Source organism: Novosphingobium beihaiense, assembly GCF_022832375.1.
Taxonomy (GTDB): Bacteria; Pseudomonadota; Alphaproteobacteria; order Sphingomonadales; family Sphingomonadaceae; genus Novosphingobium; species Novosphingobium beihaiensis.
Window position 1 is genome coordinate 383,746 of the sequence record NZ_JALHLG010000005.1, and the last position, 15,472, is coordinate 399,217.

Sequence of the window (15,472 nt, forward strand, 5' to 3'; positions counted from 1 at the left end):
GCGCATGGAAAGTGTCCCCTGCCTCGATGTCCAGAACGTGCAGCGGATCAGGCTGGACGTATCGGGCGCGGTGCAGGGCGTTGGCTTCCGGCCCTTTGTTTACCGGCTGGCGGTGGAGGAGGGGCTGGGCGGCTTTGTCCGCAACGCCGGCGGCGGGGTTGCGCTGGAAGTGGAAGGACCCGCCGGTGCCGTGGAGCGGTTCCAGATCCGCCTTCGCCGGGAAACGCCGGGGCCCGCAAACATTCAGGGCATTGTCCGGCAGAGGCTGGAACCGGACGGACAGCAAGGCTTCACGATCGGGTATAGCGATATCGGAGGTGCTCCGTCGGCCTCCATCCTGCCCGATCTGGCGATGTGCGCGGCATGCCGGGCGGAACTGTTCGATCCGGTGAACCGCCGCTACCGTTATCCTTTCATTACCTGCACCCATTGCGGCCCGCGCTACAGCATTATCGAGGCCATTCCCTATGACCGCGCACGCACGGCGATGCGGCATTTCGCGATGTGTCCGGCGTGCCAGGCGGAATACGGCGATCCCGCATCGCGCCGGTTTCATGCGGAAACCAATGCCTGTCCCGACTGCGGGCCTCAATTAGCGCTGCAAGGCCGGGACGGCGAAGTTCTGGCCCGGCGGGATGAAGCTCTGGCGCGTGCGGTTCAAGCCCTGCGCGAAGGGGCTATCGTTGCACTGAAGGGCCTCGGTGGTTTCCAGCTCTTGACCGATGCCCGCAATGAAACCGCCGTCGCCCTCCTGCGCCAGCGCAAGGGCCGTCCGGCCAAACCCTTTGCGGTCATGGTCGGAAGCCTTGGCGATGCCTTGGGGCTTGTACATGTTTCCGATGCGGAGCGTGAAGCGCTGATGTCTCCGGCAGCCCCTATCGTGCTGCTCCGGTCCCGGGATGACTGTGCCACACCGCTTGCGCCCAGCGTCGCACCGGGCAATCCGGACATCGGCCTGATGTTGCCCGCTACGCCCTTGCATGGCCTTCTCATGGAGGCTCTCGGCTTTCCCGTCGTCGCTACCAGCGGCAACCGGAGTGGTGAGCCCATGGCGGTGGACGGCGATGAGGCTCTGGCCCGGTTGCCCGGCATCGCGGACCTGTTCCTCACGCATAACCGGCCTATCGTCAATCCGGTCGATGACACGGTCACACGCATGATCGCAGGCCGTGTGACCGCGCTGCGCTGCGCGCGCGGGATGGCGCCTTTGGTGCTGGCCAATCCGAAACAGACCCGGCCCGTGCTCGCTCTGGGCGGGCATATGAAAAATGCGCTGGCACTGGGATGGGATGGACAGATCGTGCTGGGGCCGCACATCGGGGACATGGCGCACACCGAAACGCGTGCGGCGTTTACCCGGTCGGTAGAGATCATGCGCAGCCTCTATGGTGTCCGTTCCGGCGCTGCCGCCTGCGATGCCCATCCGGGTTATCACACGACACGCGCCGCCTCTGCCATAAGTGACCGGGTTTGCCCCGTGCCGCATCATCTGGCGCATGTGCTGTCGGTGATGGCCGAGAACGGGCTTGAGGGACCGGTGCTGGGCGCCGTGTGGGACGGCACTGGCTTTGGCGAAGACGGCACTGTGTGGGGCGGTGAATTCCTTGCCGTTGAAGGAGCCGCCTGCCGCCGCGTGGCCCATCTGCTGCCGTTCCGCCTGCCGGGTGGTGAAGCGGCTGTTCGTGAGCCGCGCCGGACTGCGATCGGCGTGCTGCACACCCTGTATGGCGATGCCTTGTGGGATAGAGAAGACGTGGCACTCCTTGCTGCATTCGCCCCCGGCGAACAGTCTATGCTGCGCAACATGCTCGCACGCGGGATCAACGCGCCGCTGACATCGAGTGCGGGGCGTTTGTTCGATGCTGTGGCGGCGGTGCTCGGCCTATGCCAGCGGACAACATTCGATGGGGAAGCGGCGATGGCGGTCGAATTCGCGGCAAGGGCCGCTTCGGCAGTGCATGCCTTGCCATCGCCAGTGATGATGCCGGAAGGTGATACCCTGCAACTCGACTGGCGGCCCATGCTGGCGGCCATCGCTGAGGCTGCTGCGAGGGGCGTGTCTGTGGCCAGCCTGGCGGCGGGCTTTCACCACTGGCTGGCCGATTCCATTCTGGAAATGGCGCGGCACGCCGGGATCGCGCAAGTCGCACTGGGCGGCGGCTGTTTCCAGAATGCTCTGCTGACAGAACGGGCCATGGCGCGTTTGCAGGAGGGCGGTTTCCGGGTCTACCGTAACATCCGCGTTCCGCCCAACGATGGCGGGCTGGCGGTGGGGCAGGCGGCCTATGCCGCGCGGCGGATGGATGAGGTGATGGACTGATGTGCCTTGCGGTTCCCGGAGAGCTTCTGGAAGTGGAAGGCGATGATCCGCTCACCCGGGAGGGCCGGGTGGGCTTTGCCGGTATCGTCCGCAGGGTGAATCTTGCCTATGTTCCGGAAGCCTGCGCCGGTGACTACGTGCTGGTGCACGCCGGTTTCGCCATTGCCGTCATCGATGAAGCAGAAGCCCTGCGCACACTTGCGCTGCTCGATGAGATCGGGCCGGAGGCGGCCTCGTGAAACATATCGATGAATACCGTGATCCTTCCGCAGCGCAGCGCTGTGCCGATGCCATAGCCGCCATTACCACCCGGCCATGGACCATCATGGAGATCTGCGGCGGCCAGACTCATTCGATCGTCCGCCACGGTATCGATCGCATGCTGCCCGAAGGCGTCACTTTGCTGCACGGCCCCGGCTGCCCGGTCTGCGTGACGCCACCGGGCATGATCGATGCAGCGATTGCCATCGCCAGCCGTCCGGACGTGATCTGCTGCTCGTTCGGAGACATGCTGCGCGTGCCGGGTAATAGCGGGAGCCTGATGGCGGCACGGGGCCGGGGCGCAGACGTGCGCATGGTCTATTCCCCGCTCGACGCCGTGAAGATCGCGCAGGACAATCCCGGGCGCGAGGTGGTGTTCTTCGCCATCGGTTTCGAAACGACGGCGCCGGCAACCGCGATGGCCGTGCTGCAGGCGGAAGGGATGGGCGTCGAAAACTTTTCGCTGCTTGTCAGCCACGTGCTGGTGCCCCCCGCGATGGAGGCTCTGCTGGGCGATCCGGACAATGGTGTGCAGGGTTTCCTGGCAGCAGGCCACGTCTGCACGATTGCGGGATACCGTGATTACGAGCCCATCGCGCAGCGCTTTGGCATTCCGATTGCCGTAACCGGTTTCGAACCGCTCGATCTGCTGCAAGGCCTCTACATGGTCATTCGCCAGTTGGAAGAGGGGCGTTGCGGCGTTGAGAATCAATATGCCCGCTCGGTTCGTGCAGACGGTAATCTGGTGGCACAGGCTGCCGTGGCACGGGTCTTCACCGTTCAGGCACAGGACTGGCGTGGTATGGGAACGATCCCGGCAAGCGGCCTTGGCTTGGCGCCGCACTATGCCGGGTTCGATGCCCTTCGCCGCTTTCCCATGGTGGCGGTGGAGCCGGAGCGAGCCAATGTCTGTATCAGCGGCGAAGTGCTGCGCGGCGTGCGCAAACCTGGCGACTGCCCGGCCTTTGGAACGCATTGTACTCCCGAGCATCCGCTGGGGGCGACGATGGTTTCATCCGAAGGGGCTTGTGCTGCCTACTACCGCTACCGCCGTCCGCATACGGCCCGGCAGCAAGTGGCATGACCATTTCGCTGAACTGCCCGATTCCGCAACGGGATGGCGAGCGTATAGAACTGGCCCATGGCAGTGGAGGCTTGCTGACGCATCGCCTGATCGAGGAGATTTTCCGCCCCGCCTTCGCGCAGTCCTGCGATGATCTGACGCATGACGGGGCGGTCCTTGGCGTACCTGACGGACAGATTGCTTTCACGACCGATAGCTATGTGGTGCAGCCGTTATTTTTCCCGGGTGGTGATATCGGTTCGCTAGCTGTGAACGGCGCGGTGAACGATCTTGCCATGTGCGGAGCGCGGCCGCTGTGGCTGAGTGCCGGGTTCGTGATCGAGGAAGGCTTTGGGATCGGCGATTTGCAGCGCATCGTGCATTCCATGGGCGCGGCTGCGAAGGCCGCCGGTGTCCGCCTCGTGACCGGCGACACGAAAGTGGTCGAGAGGGGAAAGGGCGACGGGCTCTATATCAACACCTCCGGGATCGGGACGGTTGTGGCGCCTGCGCCCGTGAACCCGGCGCAAGTGCGGCCCGGGGACAGGATTATCGTCAGCGGCGATCTGGGCAGGCACGGCATGGCAGTGATGGCGGCGCGCGAAGATCTGGGTCTGGAACCGCCCATCGTCAGCGATTGTGCCCCCGTCTCGGAGCAGGTGCTGCGGCTGATCGAGGCGGACATCCCCCTCCATTGCCTGCGCGATCTGACGCGGGGCGGGCTGGCCACGGCCCTTGTGGAAATCGCAGACACGGCAGGTGTGGCGATGCAGATCGAGCAAGGGGATATTCCTATTTCACCGCCGGTGCGCGGGGCCTGCGAGATATTGGGACTTGATCCGCTCTATGTGGCCAATGAAGGCCGCTTTGCCGCGCTGGTCCCTCCGGAGGCGGCAGTCTTGGCCCTGTCCATCCTGCGCGAATTCGACATATCGGCCGCGATCGTGGGCCGAGTGGAGGAAACGGGCCTGCCCGGCAGCGTCGCCCTGCGCACGCTGGGCGGAAGCTACGCGCTCGATCTTCTGGCGTGTGAACAACTGCCGCGGATTTGCTGAAACCGGTATAACGGCTTTGTCGCAATCGGGACGTTGGCACTCTTCTCCGACGCCGATTGTCGCATTTCGATCATCGCCTGTCGTGCTAGCGCCCTGAATTCCGTCCTCCTCATGGTGGCGCGGATCTTGCTTCTGCCGTGGCAAGGAGACAGCGGATGCACACGGACGTACCATTCGAGGGTATCAACTTCGGCTCCGTGCCCGAGGAAGTGGATGAGCTGCTGCAGGCGGGCGTCATGGCCCATCGTCAGGACAAGGCAGCCGCCGATGCGCTGTTCCGTCAGGCGCTGGCGCTCGATCCCTCCGCGCTGCCGACCTATTTCTGCCTCTACAAGATTCACACATATTCAGGCCGTCTCGATCAGGCCCGCGCCATGGCGGAGGCTGGGCTGGCAGAGGCTGCGCGGCAGGCGGGGTGGAGCGGTGACTGGCGGCTGTGGCTGCCCCGGATACCCATGCGGACAGGCCCCGCCGATCCCGGCCGCTTCGCGCTCTATACGCTGAAGGCGCTCGCCTTCATTGCCTTGCGGGATGACCGGCCCGCCGATGCTGCGGCGATACTCGACGCACTGCGCCAGCTCGATCCGCAGGGCGAAGTGGGCTGGCCGGTTGTCGCCGAACTGGCGGAAGGATGCGCCGCATGAAACTGGCCGTCGAACGCGATCATCTCGATAGGCTGATCGGCCAGTTCCCCGATCTGGAGCCGCTGCGCGCGCAACTGCGGTTCGGGGAGAAGGCCGAAGTGCCGGTGGCGCAACTCTCCGATGCGCAGTGCGATTTTCTGGGAGAGATCTATCGCGGGGCGGGAGCCGAATATCAGGTGAGGGCGGCCCAGCTTACCACCTTGCGCGGCGTGCTGGGCGATGCCGGAAAGCGCTATGGCGCGAACGATCTGGAGGATTTCCTGACCGATCTGGTGCGCTATCTGCTCACCGATGGCCTGCGCGGCTGGCTGTTCAGCGCGGATATCTCGCGCCGCCCGCTGCCCTATGTCGTCACCCGGCTGGACTATACGCCCACCACCAATGACGAGAGCGGCAAAATCTTCCTCGAGCTGAAGGCCAATGCCAAGGGCACGCTTGTTACCAATGTCTTCCGCGTTACGGCGGGTGATATCGACGAACGCACTTTGGGCGAAGTGCTGGTGGGCAAGGGCTTCCTCAAGGAAACCCCCGATCTGATTGCGGCTTACGATGCCACGGCGGAACGCTATTTCGCCTGGCGCGGGCGCTATGGCGAACAGTTCGCCGCGCAAGGGCGGGCTTTTTATGCCGAAGACCCGGCATCCGCCCGCCGCGATACCGACTGGACGCGCAAGGATGTAGTGGTGCTTTCCGCCTCGGGCGGCAAGGCGCGGCTGGTCAACGACGAAGGCATCCTCACAGAGCGTTCGCTCACCCTCGATGTGCCGGGCGAGATTCTGGCTTCGTATCTGCGCCGCGCGGGCAAGAGCAACCAGTACGATAACGAGGAGGAAATCCGCCTGCTGGCCTCGGGCATTCCGGCGGACATGTTCGTCGACGTGCCGGTCCATGCCTTCGTGCTGATGTTCCATCTCGATCTGCACCACTACGTCTGGGCGCATGTCGACGATATGGAGCCCTATGCCTATCAGCCCGCGCTCAAGGGCAAGCTGGTACTGCCGCCCGAGCAGACCGACCTGATCGACATCCTCACCGCCGAAATGGACGTGCTGATGGACGATATCGTCGAGGGCAAGTCGGGCGGCACCACGGTGCTCTGCGCGGGCCCGCCGGGGGTGGGCAAGACGCTGACGGCCGAAGTCTATTCCGAGATCATCCGCCGCCCGCTCTACCGCGTGCATTCGGGGCAGCTCGGGCTCAATGTCACGCAGATGGAGGCGTCACTGAAGGACGTGCTTACCCGCGCCCAGCGCTGGGGCGCGGTGATGCTGATCGACGAGGCCGACGTCTACATCAAGCGTCGTGAGGACGACATGACGATGAACGCGGTTGTCGGCGTCTTCCTGCGGGTGCTGGAATACTTCAACGGGCTGCTGTTCCTCACCACCAACCGGGTGGACGACATCGACGAGGCCATTGTGTCGCGCTGTATCGCGCTCATCCGCTATCATCAGCCCGACCGGGAAAGCCGCGCGCGGATCTGGCGGGTCATGCTCGATCAGTTCGGCCTTGCCGTGGATGATGCGCTGGTGGGGCGTCTGGCGGACTTGTTTCCGCAGGCCAGTGGGCGCGACATCAAGGGGCTGGCCAAGCTCACCGCCAAGTATTGCAGCCACAAGGCCGTGCCGCCCAGCATCGACGTGTTCCAGCGCTGCTCCATTTTCCGGGGCATGGATATGGACATGGCCCAGCGGCAGGCGGCGTGAATATGGGCAGAGTGTGAAAACGGCGAGTATTGACCGAGGGAGAAGTAACCATGACAGAAAAGGTGGACGATAAGCTGACGTCTCAGGACTACAACGACATCTGGTATCTCGTTGATTATTATGGAAGAAAGATGTGGCTTCCGGAGAAAGTGCAGAGGTTGCGCTTGTTGATCAAGGACGCGGAAAAGTCATCCGCCGAATAGGCCGCGATTTGTCCATTCACTGCCTGAATGCGGGAGAGGATGCGCAGGCGAACGGATATAGGGTAGTCATGCACAGGAGTTGGCCATGGCAACATTTATCAAGATGACGCAGGACGGCCGCCGTGTCGAAGTGAGCGGCCTTGCCGTGACGCTCGACGGCAAACCGGAATCGATGGATGTCTCCGATATCCTCACCCATCCGCGCAAGCTGCAGATCATGTATACCGCGCCGGAAGCCACCCATGTGGCGGGCCGCATCGCGCTGACCCGGGAAGAGGCGGAAAAGGCCAAAGCCGCGCTTTACGAGAACCAGGCCCGGTTCGCGTCCGATCCCCGCTATGCCCAGGCGCGTTTTCAGGCCGCCATCAACAGCAAGGCCTGGCAGGAAGGCATCGAATAGCGGGAGCTGATGGCCGGGCTCAGTTGACCGCGCGCAGTTCGTCGAACGCTTGGCCAAGAGCCGCCATGTCGAGATCGACAGCGGCCGGGGCGAGCCCGTCTGCGCCGCGAGACCATTCATCGATCAGTTCCGGTTCGGCCAGCGTCAGGGCAAGCCCTTGATTGAGTTCGTAAAGGCCCCAGGGCAGCCCATGGTCGCGCAGGGCGGCCTGCAAGGCGCTTTGTACCAGAGCGCGCAGCGTGAGGTGCGGTTCCGAAACGCTGACTTCGGCCTCTTCGCTGTTCACGGCCGCGCGGCACTGTTCCTCAGAAAAGGCGGCATGGCCCCGGCAGGCGAGCGTGCGGACAGGGTGCAGCACGCAGACGCCGTCGATCAGCATCGGGCAAGGGCGGCCCGACGCCAGCCTTTCCTGCTCCGTTCGGCCTTGTGTTGCCTCCTCGGCCAGCACGATGCGCCGGGTGAGTTGCAATTGCGCGCCCTGCGCCGTGGCTTCGACCTTGCGGATATAGGCCGCCATCAGGAAGATTTCCGGCGCCGTTGCCGTGACACGCAGCGTGCAGCAGGTCGGGCAACCCTTGGCGCAGGCAAGCGCAGGCTGGCCTGCGGTCTGGGCTTCGATATTGCCTTCGAACCAGTCAAAGGCGCTGTCGGCCAGGGCTATGGCGGCGGCGGGGCCGCTGGCGCCCTCATGAGCCAGAATCCGGCCGAAACCTTCCCGCATCTGATGAAAAAAGTCGATCGGCTGGCCGGTCATCTTGCTACCTGTCCAAAAAAAGGAACCTGTAGCGCGCCTGCGGGAGCGGGCATTTGACGGGAGTCAATTGGCAGCCCCGGTGATGGCATGGAGTTTGCTCAGGCAGTCATGCCGGCAGTTGGGCCGGTATCGTTCACAGGGAGTCGCAAATGCCCAACCTTGATGGCTATTTCGTTGATTGGAATGGAAATTTGCGGAGTGTGTCCGACCCTGGCGAGGACTTTAGCTGTGACGTGGACAATGTGTCCCGCTATGTCGCAGTCACGACACCCAGGGGTGTGCTCGTTCATGAAGCGACATTGTTTCGCACCCTTGAAGACATTGTGAAGGCCGGGATCACCGCGCACCTCGTGCCGGGATCGGTGTCGTGGGGCAGCCCGGAATAGGCACGGCAACGGCCGGGCCCATTGACGTGCTGCGGCTGCGCCACCAGCTAAGACCGGGAACCGACGGTCTGCAGATCAGAGAGGAGAACAGTGCATGTTCATCGCCATGAACCGCTTCCAGGTCATCCGGGGAGAGGAAGAGGCTTTCGAGGCGGTCTGGAAGACCCGCGAAAGCTATCTGGATGAAGTGCCCGGGTTCGTGGAGTTTCACCTCCTGCGCGGGCCGGAGGCGGAAGATCATACGCTGTTTGCCTCGCACACCGTCTGGCGTTCCAAGGCCGATTTCGAGGCGTGGACCACGTCGGAAGCGTTCCGCAAGGCCCATGCCGGGGCCGGGGACCGCAAGCCGCTCTATATCGGCCCGCCCCGGTTCGAAGGCTTTGAAGTGATCCAGACCGTCGGCGCATCGGCTCCGGCTGGTTGACGCGGGGCATGGCAACACCTGCCGGATGCGCCGCAGCGGCGCGGGCCTTTCGCTATTTCGTGACGTATTCGGGCGTCGATCTGCCGTTCAGGCTGACCGGGCCGATCGGCGAAGACCAGGTGGCTAATCGCAACACGTTTATCCGGGCCTGGTACGATAGGGACGAACGGCTGGCGGGTTTCGACAAGCTGGTCTACGGCGAAGTGGAACTGTCGCACCGCTATGACTACGGAGGCGACGGCAGGCTGGTGCGGGCGCTGATCACGATGAGCGATGAAGAGCCGGTCGAACTGACTTTCGAGGACGTGCCTTCCGAATGAGCGATACCGATGTGAGCATGTTTGAGCGGATCGGCGGTACCCACACCATCGACCGGCTTGTCGAATCTTTCTATCACCGGATGGATACCCTGCCCGAAGCGCGCGGTATCCGCGCCATGCACGATCCCGATCTGGAGCCGGTGAAGCGGGTGCTGAAACGCTATTTCACCGAATGGCTGGGCGGTCCCAAACTCTACTCGTCCGAACGCGGTCATCCGCGCCTGCGCCAGCGGCACATGGGCTTTCCCATCGGCAATGCCGCGCGCGACGAGTGGATGCTGTGCATGGACGGCGCGCTCGCCGAAACCATCGCGGACGAGGAGGCGCGGCAGAACATCCGCCAGTCCATCGCCAAGCTGGCCGACTGGATGCGCAACCGGCAGGACGGGGAGGAGGGCTGAGCCTCCTCCCGTAACCCGGCTCAGTCCGAGGTGATCATCACTTCGGGATGCGCATCCGGCTCGTCGATGTGCATGCCGTCCTCGTCGGTCAGCGTATCGTCGATAATGCAGATGTCGCCATCGTCGATGATCAGGTCGATCGGCTTGAGGCTCTGGCCCTTGGCCGGGCCGATGAAGCACTTGCCGTCATCGAGATCGAACAAGTCGCCGTGAACGCTGCACTTGAGGAAATTGCCTTCCTCGTCGAGAAATTCGCCGGTGCCGGTGTCGAGCCGCTCGCCGCCATGGGGGCAGGCGTTCTCGAAGGCGAGGAACTTGCTGCCCCGGCGCGTGACGAAGATGGGCCAGGGCTCCATTTTCCCGTCGATCATGCGGGCCAGCACGAAGCTGCGCACGTCCTCTTCCTGCACTTCCAGCGTTTCGCAGATGACGAACAGTTCACTCATGGTAGTCCTCCATTTCAGAGGTTTGGGAAATCGGTGAGGGGTATCAAGCCGCCTTGCCCAGCTTGCCGGGATCGTATCCTTCCTCGCGCAGCACGCGGTAGACGGCATCGCGGCCCAGCATGAGCCGGTAGTGATCGAGCAGGCGCGGCGGCAGCGGCACGTCGGTCATGTCCGCCCAGAACTCGACGTAGAACAGGATCGGATCGGCAACGCTGAAGGCGCCCAGCGCATAGCCTTCGGGATCGAGCATCAGCGCGGCCTCGCTCAGCATCTTGCCGGCGATACGGCGGCCTTCCGACATCGTCTGCGCCGCCTCTTCAGGATCGTAACTATAGGCTTCGGGCACGAAGATCCGGGAAAAGCCCTGTCCATGGACGTTCCCGACGACATGCCGCATGATGTTGCGGGCCCGATCCTGCAACACCGGATCGGCGGGCCAGTAGCGGCCGCGGCGGCAATTGCGGCCCAGCCATTCGGCGATGGAGATCAGGTCCGTCAGCACGCTGCCGTCCTTCAGGCGCAGGCTGGGGATCGTGCCGTTCGGATTGATCGCGAGATATTCGGGCCTGCGATTTTCGCCTGCGGGGATGTTGATCACCGCGACTTCGAACACCTCTTCCACTTCCTCCAGGATGATATTCGCGGCAGTGGAACAGGAGCCCGGGGCCATGAAGAGACACATGTGCGCCATCACGCTGCCCCCGCGCTGGCATCATCGCCATGGCTGCCGAGCAGCAGCAGATTGGCATCCTGCGAAAATTCCACCCAGGCGGCTGCGACATCGCGCAGCATAGCATTCACATAGTCTCGCGGCGGTTTGTGTTCGTCCGGGAAGTTGGAGAGCGCGCAGGAGGCCGCGTTGAATTCCAGGACTTCACCCAGAAGCCCGTCCAGGAAGGGCTTGAACGGGGCCTGCACGGCCGGGAGCAGGCTGGAGCGGCCCTCGATAACGGAGGCCCCGGTCCCGTCGAAGGTCAGCCCGCCAAGCGCCGTTAGCGCCTTGGCGAAGACCTCTTCCGCTGCCGCCAGCAGGGCGCGCTGGGTAAGCTGTTCGCGTTCCTGCCGCATCAGGCTGCGGGACAGGGTGGCGCGGTAGGTGGAGAAACCTGTCGTGCGCTGTTCAGCCATCCACTGGCCGAAGCTTTCGAGCGCGGCGGCATTGGCGGGGCGGGCCAGCAGGTCCTCGCGCTCGTGCGCTTCACGGATAGCTCGTGCGACACGGTGCGCGGAATCGAGGGCGCCTTCCAGATAACCGGGATCGTGCGCGGCGGTTTCAGCTCCGGCAAAGTAGAGCTTCTCCCCCCAATGCGCGCCGCGCAGAACGCTGTCCGCGATGGGAGGGTGATCGTCGGGCTCTTGCGCGAGATCGGCCGGCGCGCAGGTGTATCCTTCGCTGGCCCAGTCTTGGTAGTATGACGCGCGCGCTTCCAGTTCGGGGCCGTAAAGTTGGGTCAACTGGCTTTCGATTAGTATCGGCAGCCCTTCCGCGAAGTCCCGCCGCAGCGCGGGAGACAGGCTTAGGAACCCGCCGAGCCCGGCGCGATCGCCCGTGGCGTCGCAGGCGTCCCAGGTCTCGGCCAGAACGGCCTGTTCGTGGGTGACGAAGGCGGAACCGGACAGGCCCTTGTCCCGCCAGACCGGGCTGGAACAGGTCGTGCCTGCTTTCGCGGAGGTGGCCATCCATGTCTGGGTATGTTGCAGAGCCGACAGGGTTGCCCAGTCCAGAGCGGGAGAAAATGTCAGGGACCCGACAAGGCGTGGGGGCAGGGCCATGACACAATGGCGGGCCAGAACCTCGCCATCGCCCTGATCGGAGCACCATGTCAGACGCACATGAGGGCCTTCGTCGGACACTGCCTGAATGACATGACCCAACCGCACTTCGGTGCGGGACAGGCGTGTGGCAAGGGCTTTCGTCAGTTGTGCCATGCCTCCGATCAGCCTGTGCGCGTTGTCGTGAAGGGATATCGGCGGGGTTTGCTGCGGTTCCTTGCCTGCATCGGCCAGAGACAGGTTCTCGCCCTCATCCCTCTGCGAAAACGAGGGAATTTCAAGGTGTTGGGTAAGCGCGGCCATCAATGGCTGGCGGTGCGGCCAGAACCACGTGGGGCCGAGATCGACAGCGAGCCCGCTATCGGGATCGATCTCGGTGAGCACGCGGCCGCCCAGCCGCCCGCGCGCTTCCAGAATGAGGACCGACAGTCCCTGGGCTTCCAGTATCTCGGCAAGGGCAAGCCCGCTCAGGCCCGCCCCGGCAATGGCGACATCGTACATGGCTTACTCCCCGGCGCTTTTCGTGTCGGAGCACGCCAAGCAAGAACCGGGCAATTTGCCGCCGTGGCATGAAACTTGTTTGCAAAAACATATTTGGACGGCCCGTTTTCAGGAGGCGAAGCGCTTATGCTCGATGTCGCGGTGGGGGATTTTCAGGCACGGGCAGAGGCGGTTCTAGCCTATCACCGCCGGACCAAGCACCGGCAGGACGGCTATGCGGCAGGGCCGGAAACGCTCGACTGGGATGCCCAGCCTTCGCCCTACCGGCACTACACGGGGGCGCCCATTTCGCTGCTGCCGCTGGTATCCGATGCCATTGATACGCCTTACGCGGCTTTGACCAGCCAGCATGATGTGCCGCCGGTTACGCCTGATATCCGCAGCATCGGGGCTTTACTGGAACTGTCTCTCGGTCTGGCCGCGATCAAGGAATATGGGCCGGACAGTTGGGCGCTGCGGTGCAATCCTTCCAGCGGAAACCTGCACCCGACCGAGGCCTACCTCATTGCGCGCGGCATCAACGGCATCTCTGATGGCATGCATCACTACCGGCCCGGAGATCACGGACTGGAACTGCGCTGTTCGTCGATCCTTGAACGGCCTGGGCTCTGGATCGGCCTGAGTTCGATCCTGTGGCGCGAGGCCTGGAAATATGGCGAACGGGCGTTCCGCTACTGCCAACTTGATACCGGGCACGCTATCGGCGCGATTTCGGCAGCGTGCAGTGTGCTGGGCTGGCGTGCCCAAGTGGTGCCGGGGATCGGCACGGACGGGATCGCCCACTTGCTGGGGCTGGACCGGATGCAAGACTTCGGCCGCGCGGAGCGGGAGGCGCCGGAAGTCTTGCTCCACATTGAAACCGGCGCGCCGGAAGACGTTGCCGGTGTCCCGGTTCCGGTTTGCGTGGGTGAAGAACGCTGGTCGGGCACTGCAAGTCTGCTCGATCCCCGTCCGATGTACCGCTGGCCGGTGATCGGCGCGGTGGCCGAAGCCAGCGAAGGGATGGTGGAGGGCCTGGGGGTTTACGGAAAGGCCCCGGCATCGCCGCCTCCACAGGTGCGCGCGGCGGATGCCATTCTCACCCGGCGAAGCGCCCAGCGCTATGCCCGCGATCATGTTCTGCCTGTGGGTGTCTTTTCCCGGGTGCTCGATTCCGTTTCGCAATTGCTGCGCGAAAGCAGTCTTCATCTGCTGGCCTTCGTGCACAATGTGGAAGGGCTGGAACGGGGGCTCTATGCTTTGCTGCGCGATGCAGAGGATGAGCCTCGTCTGTGTGCGGCGATGGATGGGGATCTTCTTTGGCAGGATGTCCCCGAGGTTCCGCGCATTCCCGCCTTCAGGCTGCTAGCCAAGGGGGATTTCCGGAAGCTGGTGCGCGCGCTCTGCTGCCACCAGCCGATCGCCGCGGATTCCTGCGTCACGTTCTGCATGCTGGCCGAGTTTGGCGAGGCGGTGGAGGCTGATCCCTGGCGCTATCGCCAGTTGCACTGGCAGGCCGGTTTGATTGGCCACCGCCTCTATCTGGAGGCCGAAGCCTCGGGTCATGCGGGAACCGGGATCGGCTGCTTTCTCGACGACGAGATCCATCGCGTTCTGGGCCTCTCCGGAGAGACGTTCCAGGCACTCTATCACTTCGCGATGGGGCGGGCGCTGACCGATGAACGCATCAGTTCCACGCCCGCTTATCCTGGCCGCTTCCGTCTGGAAGCGCGGTTGTAGAAAGGTTCAGGGCTGCTTGCGGCCCTTCATGCTCAACCGCCAGTCGGGCGGGAACTGCCGGTCGTTGTCCTTCACCGCGTTGGCGAGGCCTTTTTCGAAGGTTTCGGCATCGACGCCGATCCCGGTGTCCGGATCGGGCTGCACCATCGGCAGCATCGATTCCAGCCAGCCGGACATGATCGATCCCATGTATTCGCCCTGCTGCTGCTTGAAGACCTCGAAGAACATCTTCTGCATCACCACGGTATCGACTGGCCGGTTGCGGGCGCAGGCGAGGGCGTATTTCATCGTCTCCTCCTCCAGCTTTTCGCGCGGAACGACGGAATTGACGAAGTGCAGTTCCTTCATTTCCTGCGCCGTGAAAGGGCGGCCGGTGAAGACCATCTCCATGAAGGGTCTGAGCCCCATCATCAGCGCCCACTGCCACATGCGGGCAGCCCAGCCGACGTAGCGGAAGGCCGAATGGCCGAACAGCGCATCGTCAGCCGAGACGATGATGTCCGCATCGGCGCACTGGTAGAAGTGCCAGCCGTAGCAATAGCCCTTGCACTCGACGATCGAGATCTTCTTGAAATCCTGCAGGCTGCGCAGGCCCGCGTTGGAATTGGCGTAAAGATTGGTGATGTTGGCGAGATAACGGAACGAGCCCTTGGGCGGGTAATTCACGCCTTCGTCCTCGCCTATGCGGAATTCGGGCAGGCAGGAATAGTCGGGATCGTCGTTCCACATCCCATCCATCTCGGGCAGGTCCGCCCCGCTGCCCAGGTGATTGCCCACGCCGCGCACGATCAGCACTTTCACATCGTCATCGACATTGGCCCGCATGACGAGATCGGCGAAACGCTGGCGTGCGGCAATGGTCGGCGCGTTGAGGGCATCGGGCCGGTTCAGCGTGATTGTGGCGATCTTGGTTGCCGGGTCTTTCTCGTAAAGAACGATGTCCTGCGCCGGGGGGCGTTTCGGTGTTTCTGTTCCCATCGGCGCAATCTCCTTGATCTTTTATGTCGGTGCGGGAGCTAAAACATGGCGCCTTGCATCGCAAATGCGATTGTCTGGAACGAACCTCAGTTTTGTTCGGCGCGGCCATTGCCCTTGC

At 63.6% G+C, this 15,472-nt stretch carries 18 protein-coding genes; 13 read left to right on the plus strand and 5 right to left on the minus strand.

Translation table 11 applies throughout. The features are described 5' to 3' along the window. Positions 1 to 4 precede the first annotated feature (4 nt). The 8 genes from hypF to MTR66_RS05490 all read left to right on the plus strand — a co-directional run bounded on the left by hypF (position 5) and on the right by MTR66_RS05490 (position 7,652). Positions 5 to 2,320 (plus strand): carbamoyltransferase HypF, encoded by a 2,316-nt coding sequence (gene hypF / locus MTR66_RS05455; protein ID WP_243918548.1) that lies wholly within the window; start codon positions 5 to 7, stop codon positions 2,318 to 2,320. Beyond that, positions 2,320 to 2,559 (plus strand): HypC/HybG/HupF family hydrogenase formation chaperone, encoded by a 240-nt coding sequence (locus MTR66_RS05460; protein ID WP_243918550.1) that lies wholly within the window; start codon positions 2,320 to 2,322, stop codon positions 2,557 to 2,559. Before hypF ends, MTR66_RS05460 begins: the two co-directional genes overlap by 1 nt. Next, the gene (gene hypD, locus MTR66_RS05465) at positions 2,556 to 3,665 is read left to right on the plus strand and encodes a hydrogenase formation protein HypD (protein ID WP_243918552.1); all 1,110 of its coding nucleotides are present in this window, start codon (positions 2,556 to 2,558) and stop codon (positions 3,663 to 3,665) included. Before MTR66_RS05460 ends, hypD begins: the two co-directional genes overlap by 4 nt. Next, a complete protein-coding gene (gene hypE, locus MTR66_RS05470) occupies positions 3,662 to 4,699 on the plus strand; it encodes a hydrogenase expression/formation protein HypE (RefSeq protein ID WP_243918554.1) in 1,038 nt (345 codons plus the stop codon). The genes hypD and hypE overlap by 4 nt, the downstream gene beginning before the upstream one ends. 155 nt (positions 4,700 to 4,854) lie before the next feature. Then, entirely contained in the window at positions 4,855 to 5,343 is a 489-nt protein-coding gene (locus tag MTR66_RS05475) for a hypothetical protein (protein ID WP_243918556.1), read from the plus strand. Then, positions 5,340 to 7,049 carry an ATP-binding protein gene (locus MTR66_RS05480; RefSeq protein ID WP_243918558.1) on the plus strand — a complete coding sequence of 570 codons (1,710 nt, stop codon included), beginning with the start codon at positions 5,340 to 5,342 and terminating at the stop codon, positions 7,047 to 7,049. The genes MTR66_RS05475 and MTR66_RS05480 overlap by 4 nt, the downstream gene beginning before the upstream one ends. Positions 7,050 to 7,099: 50 nt before the next feature. Continuing rightward, on the plus strand, positions 7,100 to 7,252 hold the full coding sequence (locus MTR66_RS05485; protein ID WP_243918561.1) for a hypothetical protein: 153 nt from the start codon (positions 7,100 to 7,102) through the stop codon (positions 7,250 to 7,252). 85 nt (positions 7,253 to 7,337) lie between these two features. Next, positions 7,338 to 7,652, plus strand: coding sequence for a hypothetical protein (locus tag MTR66_RS05490; RefSeq protein WP_243918563.1), 315 nt, complete (start codon positions 7,338 to 7,340; stop codon positions 7,650 to 7,652). A 19-nt stretch (positions 7,653 to 7,671) separates the two neighbouring features. Here the strand turns inward: MTR66_RS05490 and MTR66_RS05495 are convergent, their stop codons facing one another. Next, the gene (locus MTR66_RS05495; protein WP_243918565.1) at positions 7,672 to 8,406 is read right to left on the minus strand and encodes a hypothetical protein; all 735 of its coding nucleotides are present in this window, start codon (positions 8,404 to 8,406) and stop codon (positions 7,672 to 7,674) included. Positions 8,407 to 8,555: 149 nt separating this feature from the next. Between MTR66_RS05495 and MTR66_RS05500 the strand changes: the two genes are divergently transcribed. The 4 genes from MTR66_RS05500 (at position 8,556) to MTR66_RS05515 (ending at position 9,937) form a co-directional block, all read left to right on the plus strand. Next, complete coding sequence (locus MTR66_RS05500) at positions 8,556 to 8,792, plus strand: hypothetical protein (RefSeq protein ID WP_243918568.1); 237 nt, start codon at positions 8,556 to 8,558, stop codon at positions 8,790 to 8,792. 94 nt (positions 8,793 to 8,886) lie between these two features. Further along, on the plus strand, positions 8,887 to 9,216 hold the full coding sequence (locus tag MTR66_RS05505; RefSeq protein ID WP_243918570.1) for an antibiotic biosynthesis monooxygenase family protein: 330 nt from the start codon (positions 8,887 to 8,889) through the stop codon (positions 9,214 to 9,216). A gap of 8 nt (positions 9,217 to 9,224) precedes the next feature. Then, positions 9,225 to 9,536, plus strand: a complete 312-nt coding sequence (locus MTR66_RS05510; protein WP_243918571.1) for a DUF6156 family protein — start codon at positions 9,225 to 9,227, stop codon at positions 9,534 to 9,536. After that, the gene (locus tag MTR66_RS05515; protein WP_243918573.1) at positions 9,533 to 9,937 is read left to right on the plus strand and encodes a group II truncated hemoglobin; all 405 of its coding nucleotides are present in this window, start codon (positions 9,533 to 9,535) and stop codon (positions 9,935 to 9,937) included. The genes MTR66_RS05510 and MTR66_RS05515 overlap by 4 nt, the downstream gene beginning before the upstream one ends. A 20-nt stretch (positions 9,938 to 9,957) precedes the next feature. Here the strand turns inward: MTR66_RS05515 and MTR66_RS05520 are convergent, their stop codons facing one another. From MTR66_RS05520 to MTR66_RS05530, 3 genes are read right to left on the minus strand one after another with little or no spacing between them, the layout of a single operon-like run. Further along, positions 9,958 to 10,383 carry a Rieske (2Fe-2S) protein gene (locus MTR66_RS05520; RefSeq protein WP_243918576.1) on the minus strand — a complete coding sequence of 142 codons (426 nt, stop codon included), beginning with the start codon at positions 10,381 to 10,383 and terminating at the stop codon, positions 9,958 to 9,960. Positions 10,384 to 10,426: 43 nt separating this feature from the next. Beyond that, positions 10,427 to 11,074 carry a glutathione S-transferase family protein gene (locus tag MTR66_RS05525; protein ID WP_243918578.1) on the minus strand — a complete coding sequence of 216 codons (648 nt, stop codon included), beginning with the start codon at positions 11,072 to 11,074 and terminating at the stop codon, positions 10,427 to 10,429. Beyond that, positions 11,074 to 12,657, minus strand: a complete 1,584-nt coding sequence (locus MTR66_RS05530) for a flavin monoamine oxidase family protein (RefSeq protein ID WP_243918580.1) — start codon at positions 12,655 to 12,657, stop codon at positions 11,074 to 11,076. Before MTR66_RS05530 ends, MTR66_RS05525 begins: the two co-directional genes overlap by 1 nt. Before the next feature lie 126 nt (positions 12,658 to 12,783). Between MTR66_RS05530 and MTR66_RS05535 the strand changes: the two genes are divergently transcribed. Continuing rightward, complete coding sequence (locus MTR66_RS05535; protein ID WP_243918582.1) at positions 12,784 to 14,376, plus strand: nitroreductase family protein; 1,593 nt, start codon at positions 12,784 to 12,786, stop codon at positions 14,374 to 14,376. 6 nt (positions 14,377 to 14,382) lie between these two features. Here the strand turns inward: MTR66_RS05535 and MTR66_RS05540 are convergent, their stop codons facing one another. After that, positions 14,383 to 15,354, minus strand: a complete 972-nt coding sequence (locus tag MTR66_RS05540) for an enoyl-CoA hydratase/isomerase family protein (RefSeq protein WP_243918584.1) — start codon at positions 15,352 to 15,354, stop codon at positions 14,383 to 14,385. Positions 15,355 to 15,472: the final 118 nt, after the last annotated feature.

Bases quoted from the DNA above. Each gene is read 5' to 3' on its own strand.
- hypF (WP_243918548.1), top strand. From the start codon at position 5: ATGGAAAGTGTCCCCTGCCTCGATGTCCAGAACGTGCAGCGGATCAGG.
- MTR66_RS05460 (WP_243918550.1), top strand. From the start codon at position 2,320: ATGTGCCTTGCGGTTCCCGGAGAGCTTCTGGAAGTGGAAGGCGATGAT.
- hypE (WP_243918554.1), top strand. From the start codon at position 3,662: ATGACCATTTCGCTGAACTGCCCGATTCCGCAACGGGATGGCGAGCGT.
- MTR66_RS05475 (WP_243918556.1), top strand. From the start codon at position 4,855: ATGCACACGGACGTACCATTCGAGGGTATCAACTTCGGCTCCGTGCCC.
- MTR66_RS05480 (WP_243918558.1), top strand. From the start codon at position 5,340: ATGAAACTGGCCGTCGAACGCGATCATCTCGATAGGCTGATCGGCCAG.
- MTR66_RS05485 (WP_243918561.1), top strand. From the start codon at position 7,100: ATGACAGAAAAGGTGGACGATAAGCTGACGTCTCAGGACTACAACGAC.
- MTR66_RS05490 (WP_243918563.1), top strand. From the start codon at position 7,338: ATGGCAACATTTATCAAGATGACGCAGGACGGCCGCCGTGTCGAAGTG.
- MTR66_RS05495 (WP_243918565.1), bottom strand. From the start codon at position 8,406: ATGACCGGCCAGCCGATCGACTTTTTTCATCAGATGCGGGAAGGTTTC.
- MTR66_RS05500 (WP_243918568.1), top strand. From the start codon at position 8,556: ATGCCCAACCTTGATGGCTATTTCGTTGATTGGAATGGAAATTTGCGG.
- MTR66_RS05505 (WP_243918570.1), top strand. From the start codon at position 8,887: ATGTTCATCGCCATGAACCGCTTCCAGGTCATCCGGGGAGAGGAAGAG.
- MTR66_RS05510 (WP_243918571.1), top strand. From the start codon at position 9,225: ATGGCAACACCTGCCGGATGCGCCGCAGCGGCGCGGGCCTTTCGCTAT.
- MTR66_RS05515 (WP_243918573.1), top strand. From the start codon at position 9,533: ATGAGCGATACCGATGTGAGCATGTTTGAGCGGATCGGCGGTACCCAC.
- MTR66_RS05520 (WP_243918576.1), bottom strand. From the start codon at position 10,383: ATGAGTGAACTGTTCGTCATCTGCGAAACGCTGGAAGTGCAGGAAGAG.
- MTR66_RS05525 (WP_243918578.1), bottom strand. From the start codon at position 11,074: ATGGCGCACATGTGTCTCTTCATGGCCCCGGGCTCCTGTTCCACTGCC.
- MTR66_RS05530 (WP_243918580.1), bottom strand. From the start codon at position 12,657: ATGTACGATGTCGCCATTGCCGGGGCGGGCCTGAGCGGGCTTGCCCTT.
- MTR66_RS05535 (WP_243918582.1), top strand. From the start codon at position 12,784: ATGCTCGATGTCGCGGTGGGGGATTTTCAGGCACGGGCAGAGGCGGTT.
- MTR66_RS05540 (WP_243918584.1), bottom strand. From the start codon at position 15,354: ATGGGAACAGAAACACCGAAACGCCCCCCGGCGCAGGACATCGTTCTT.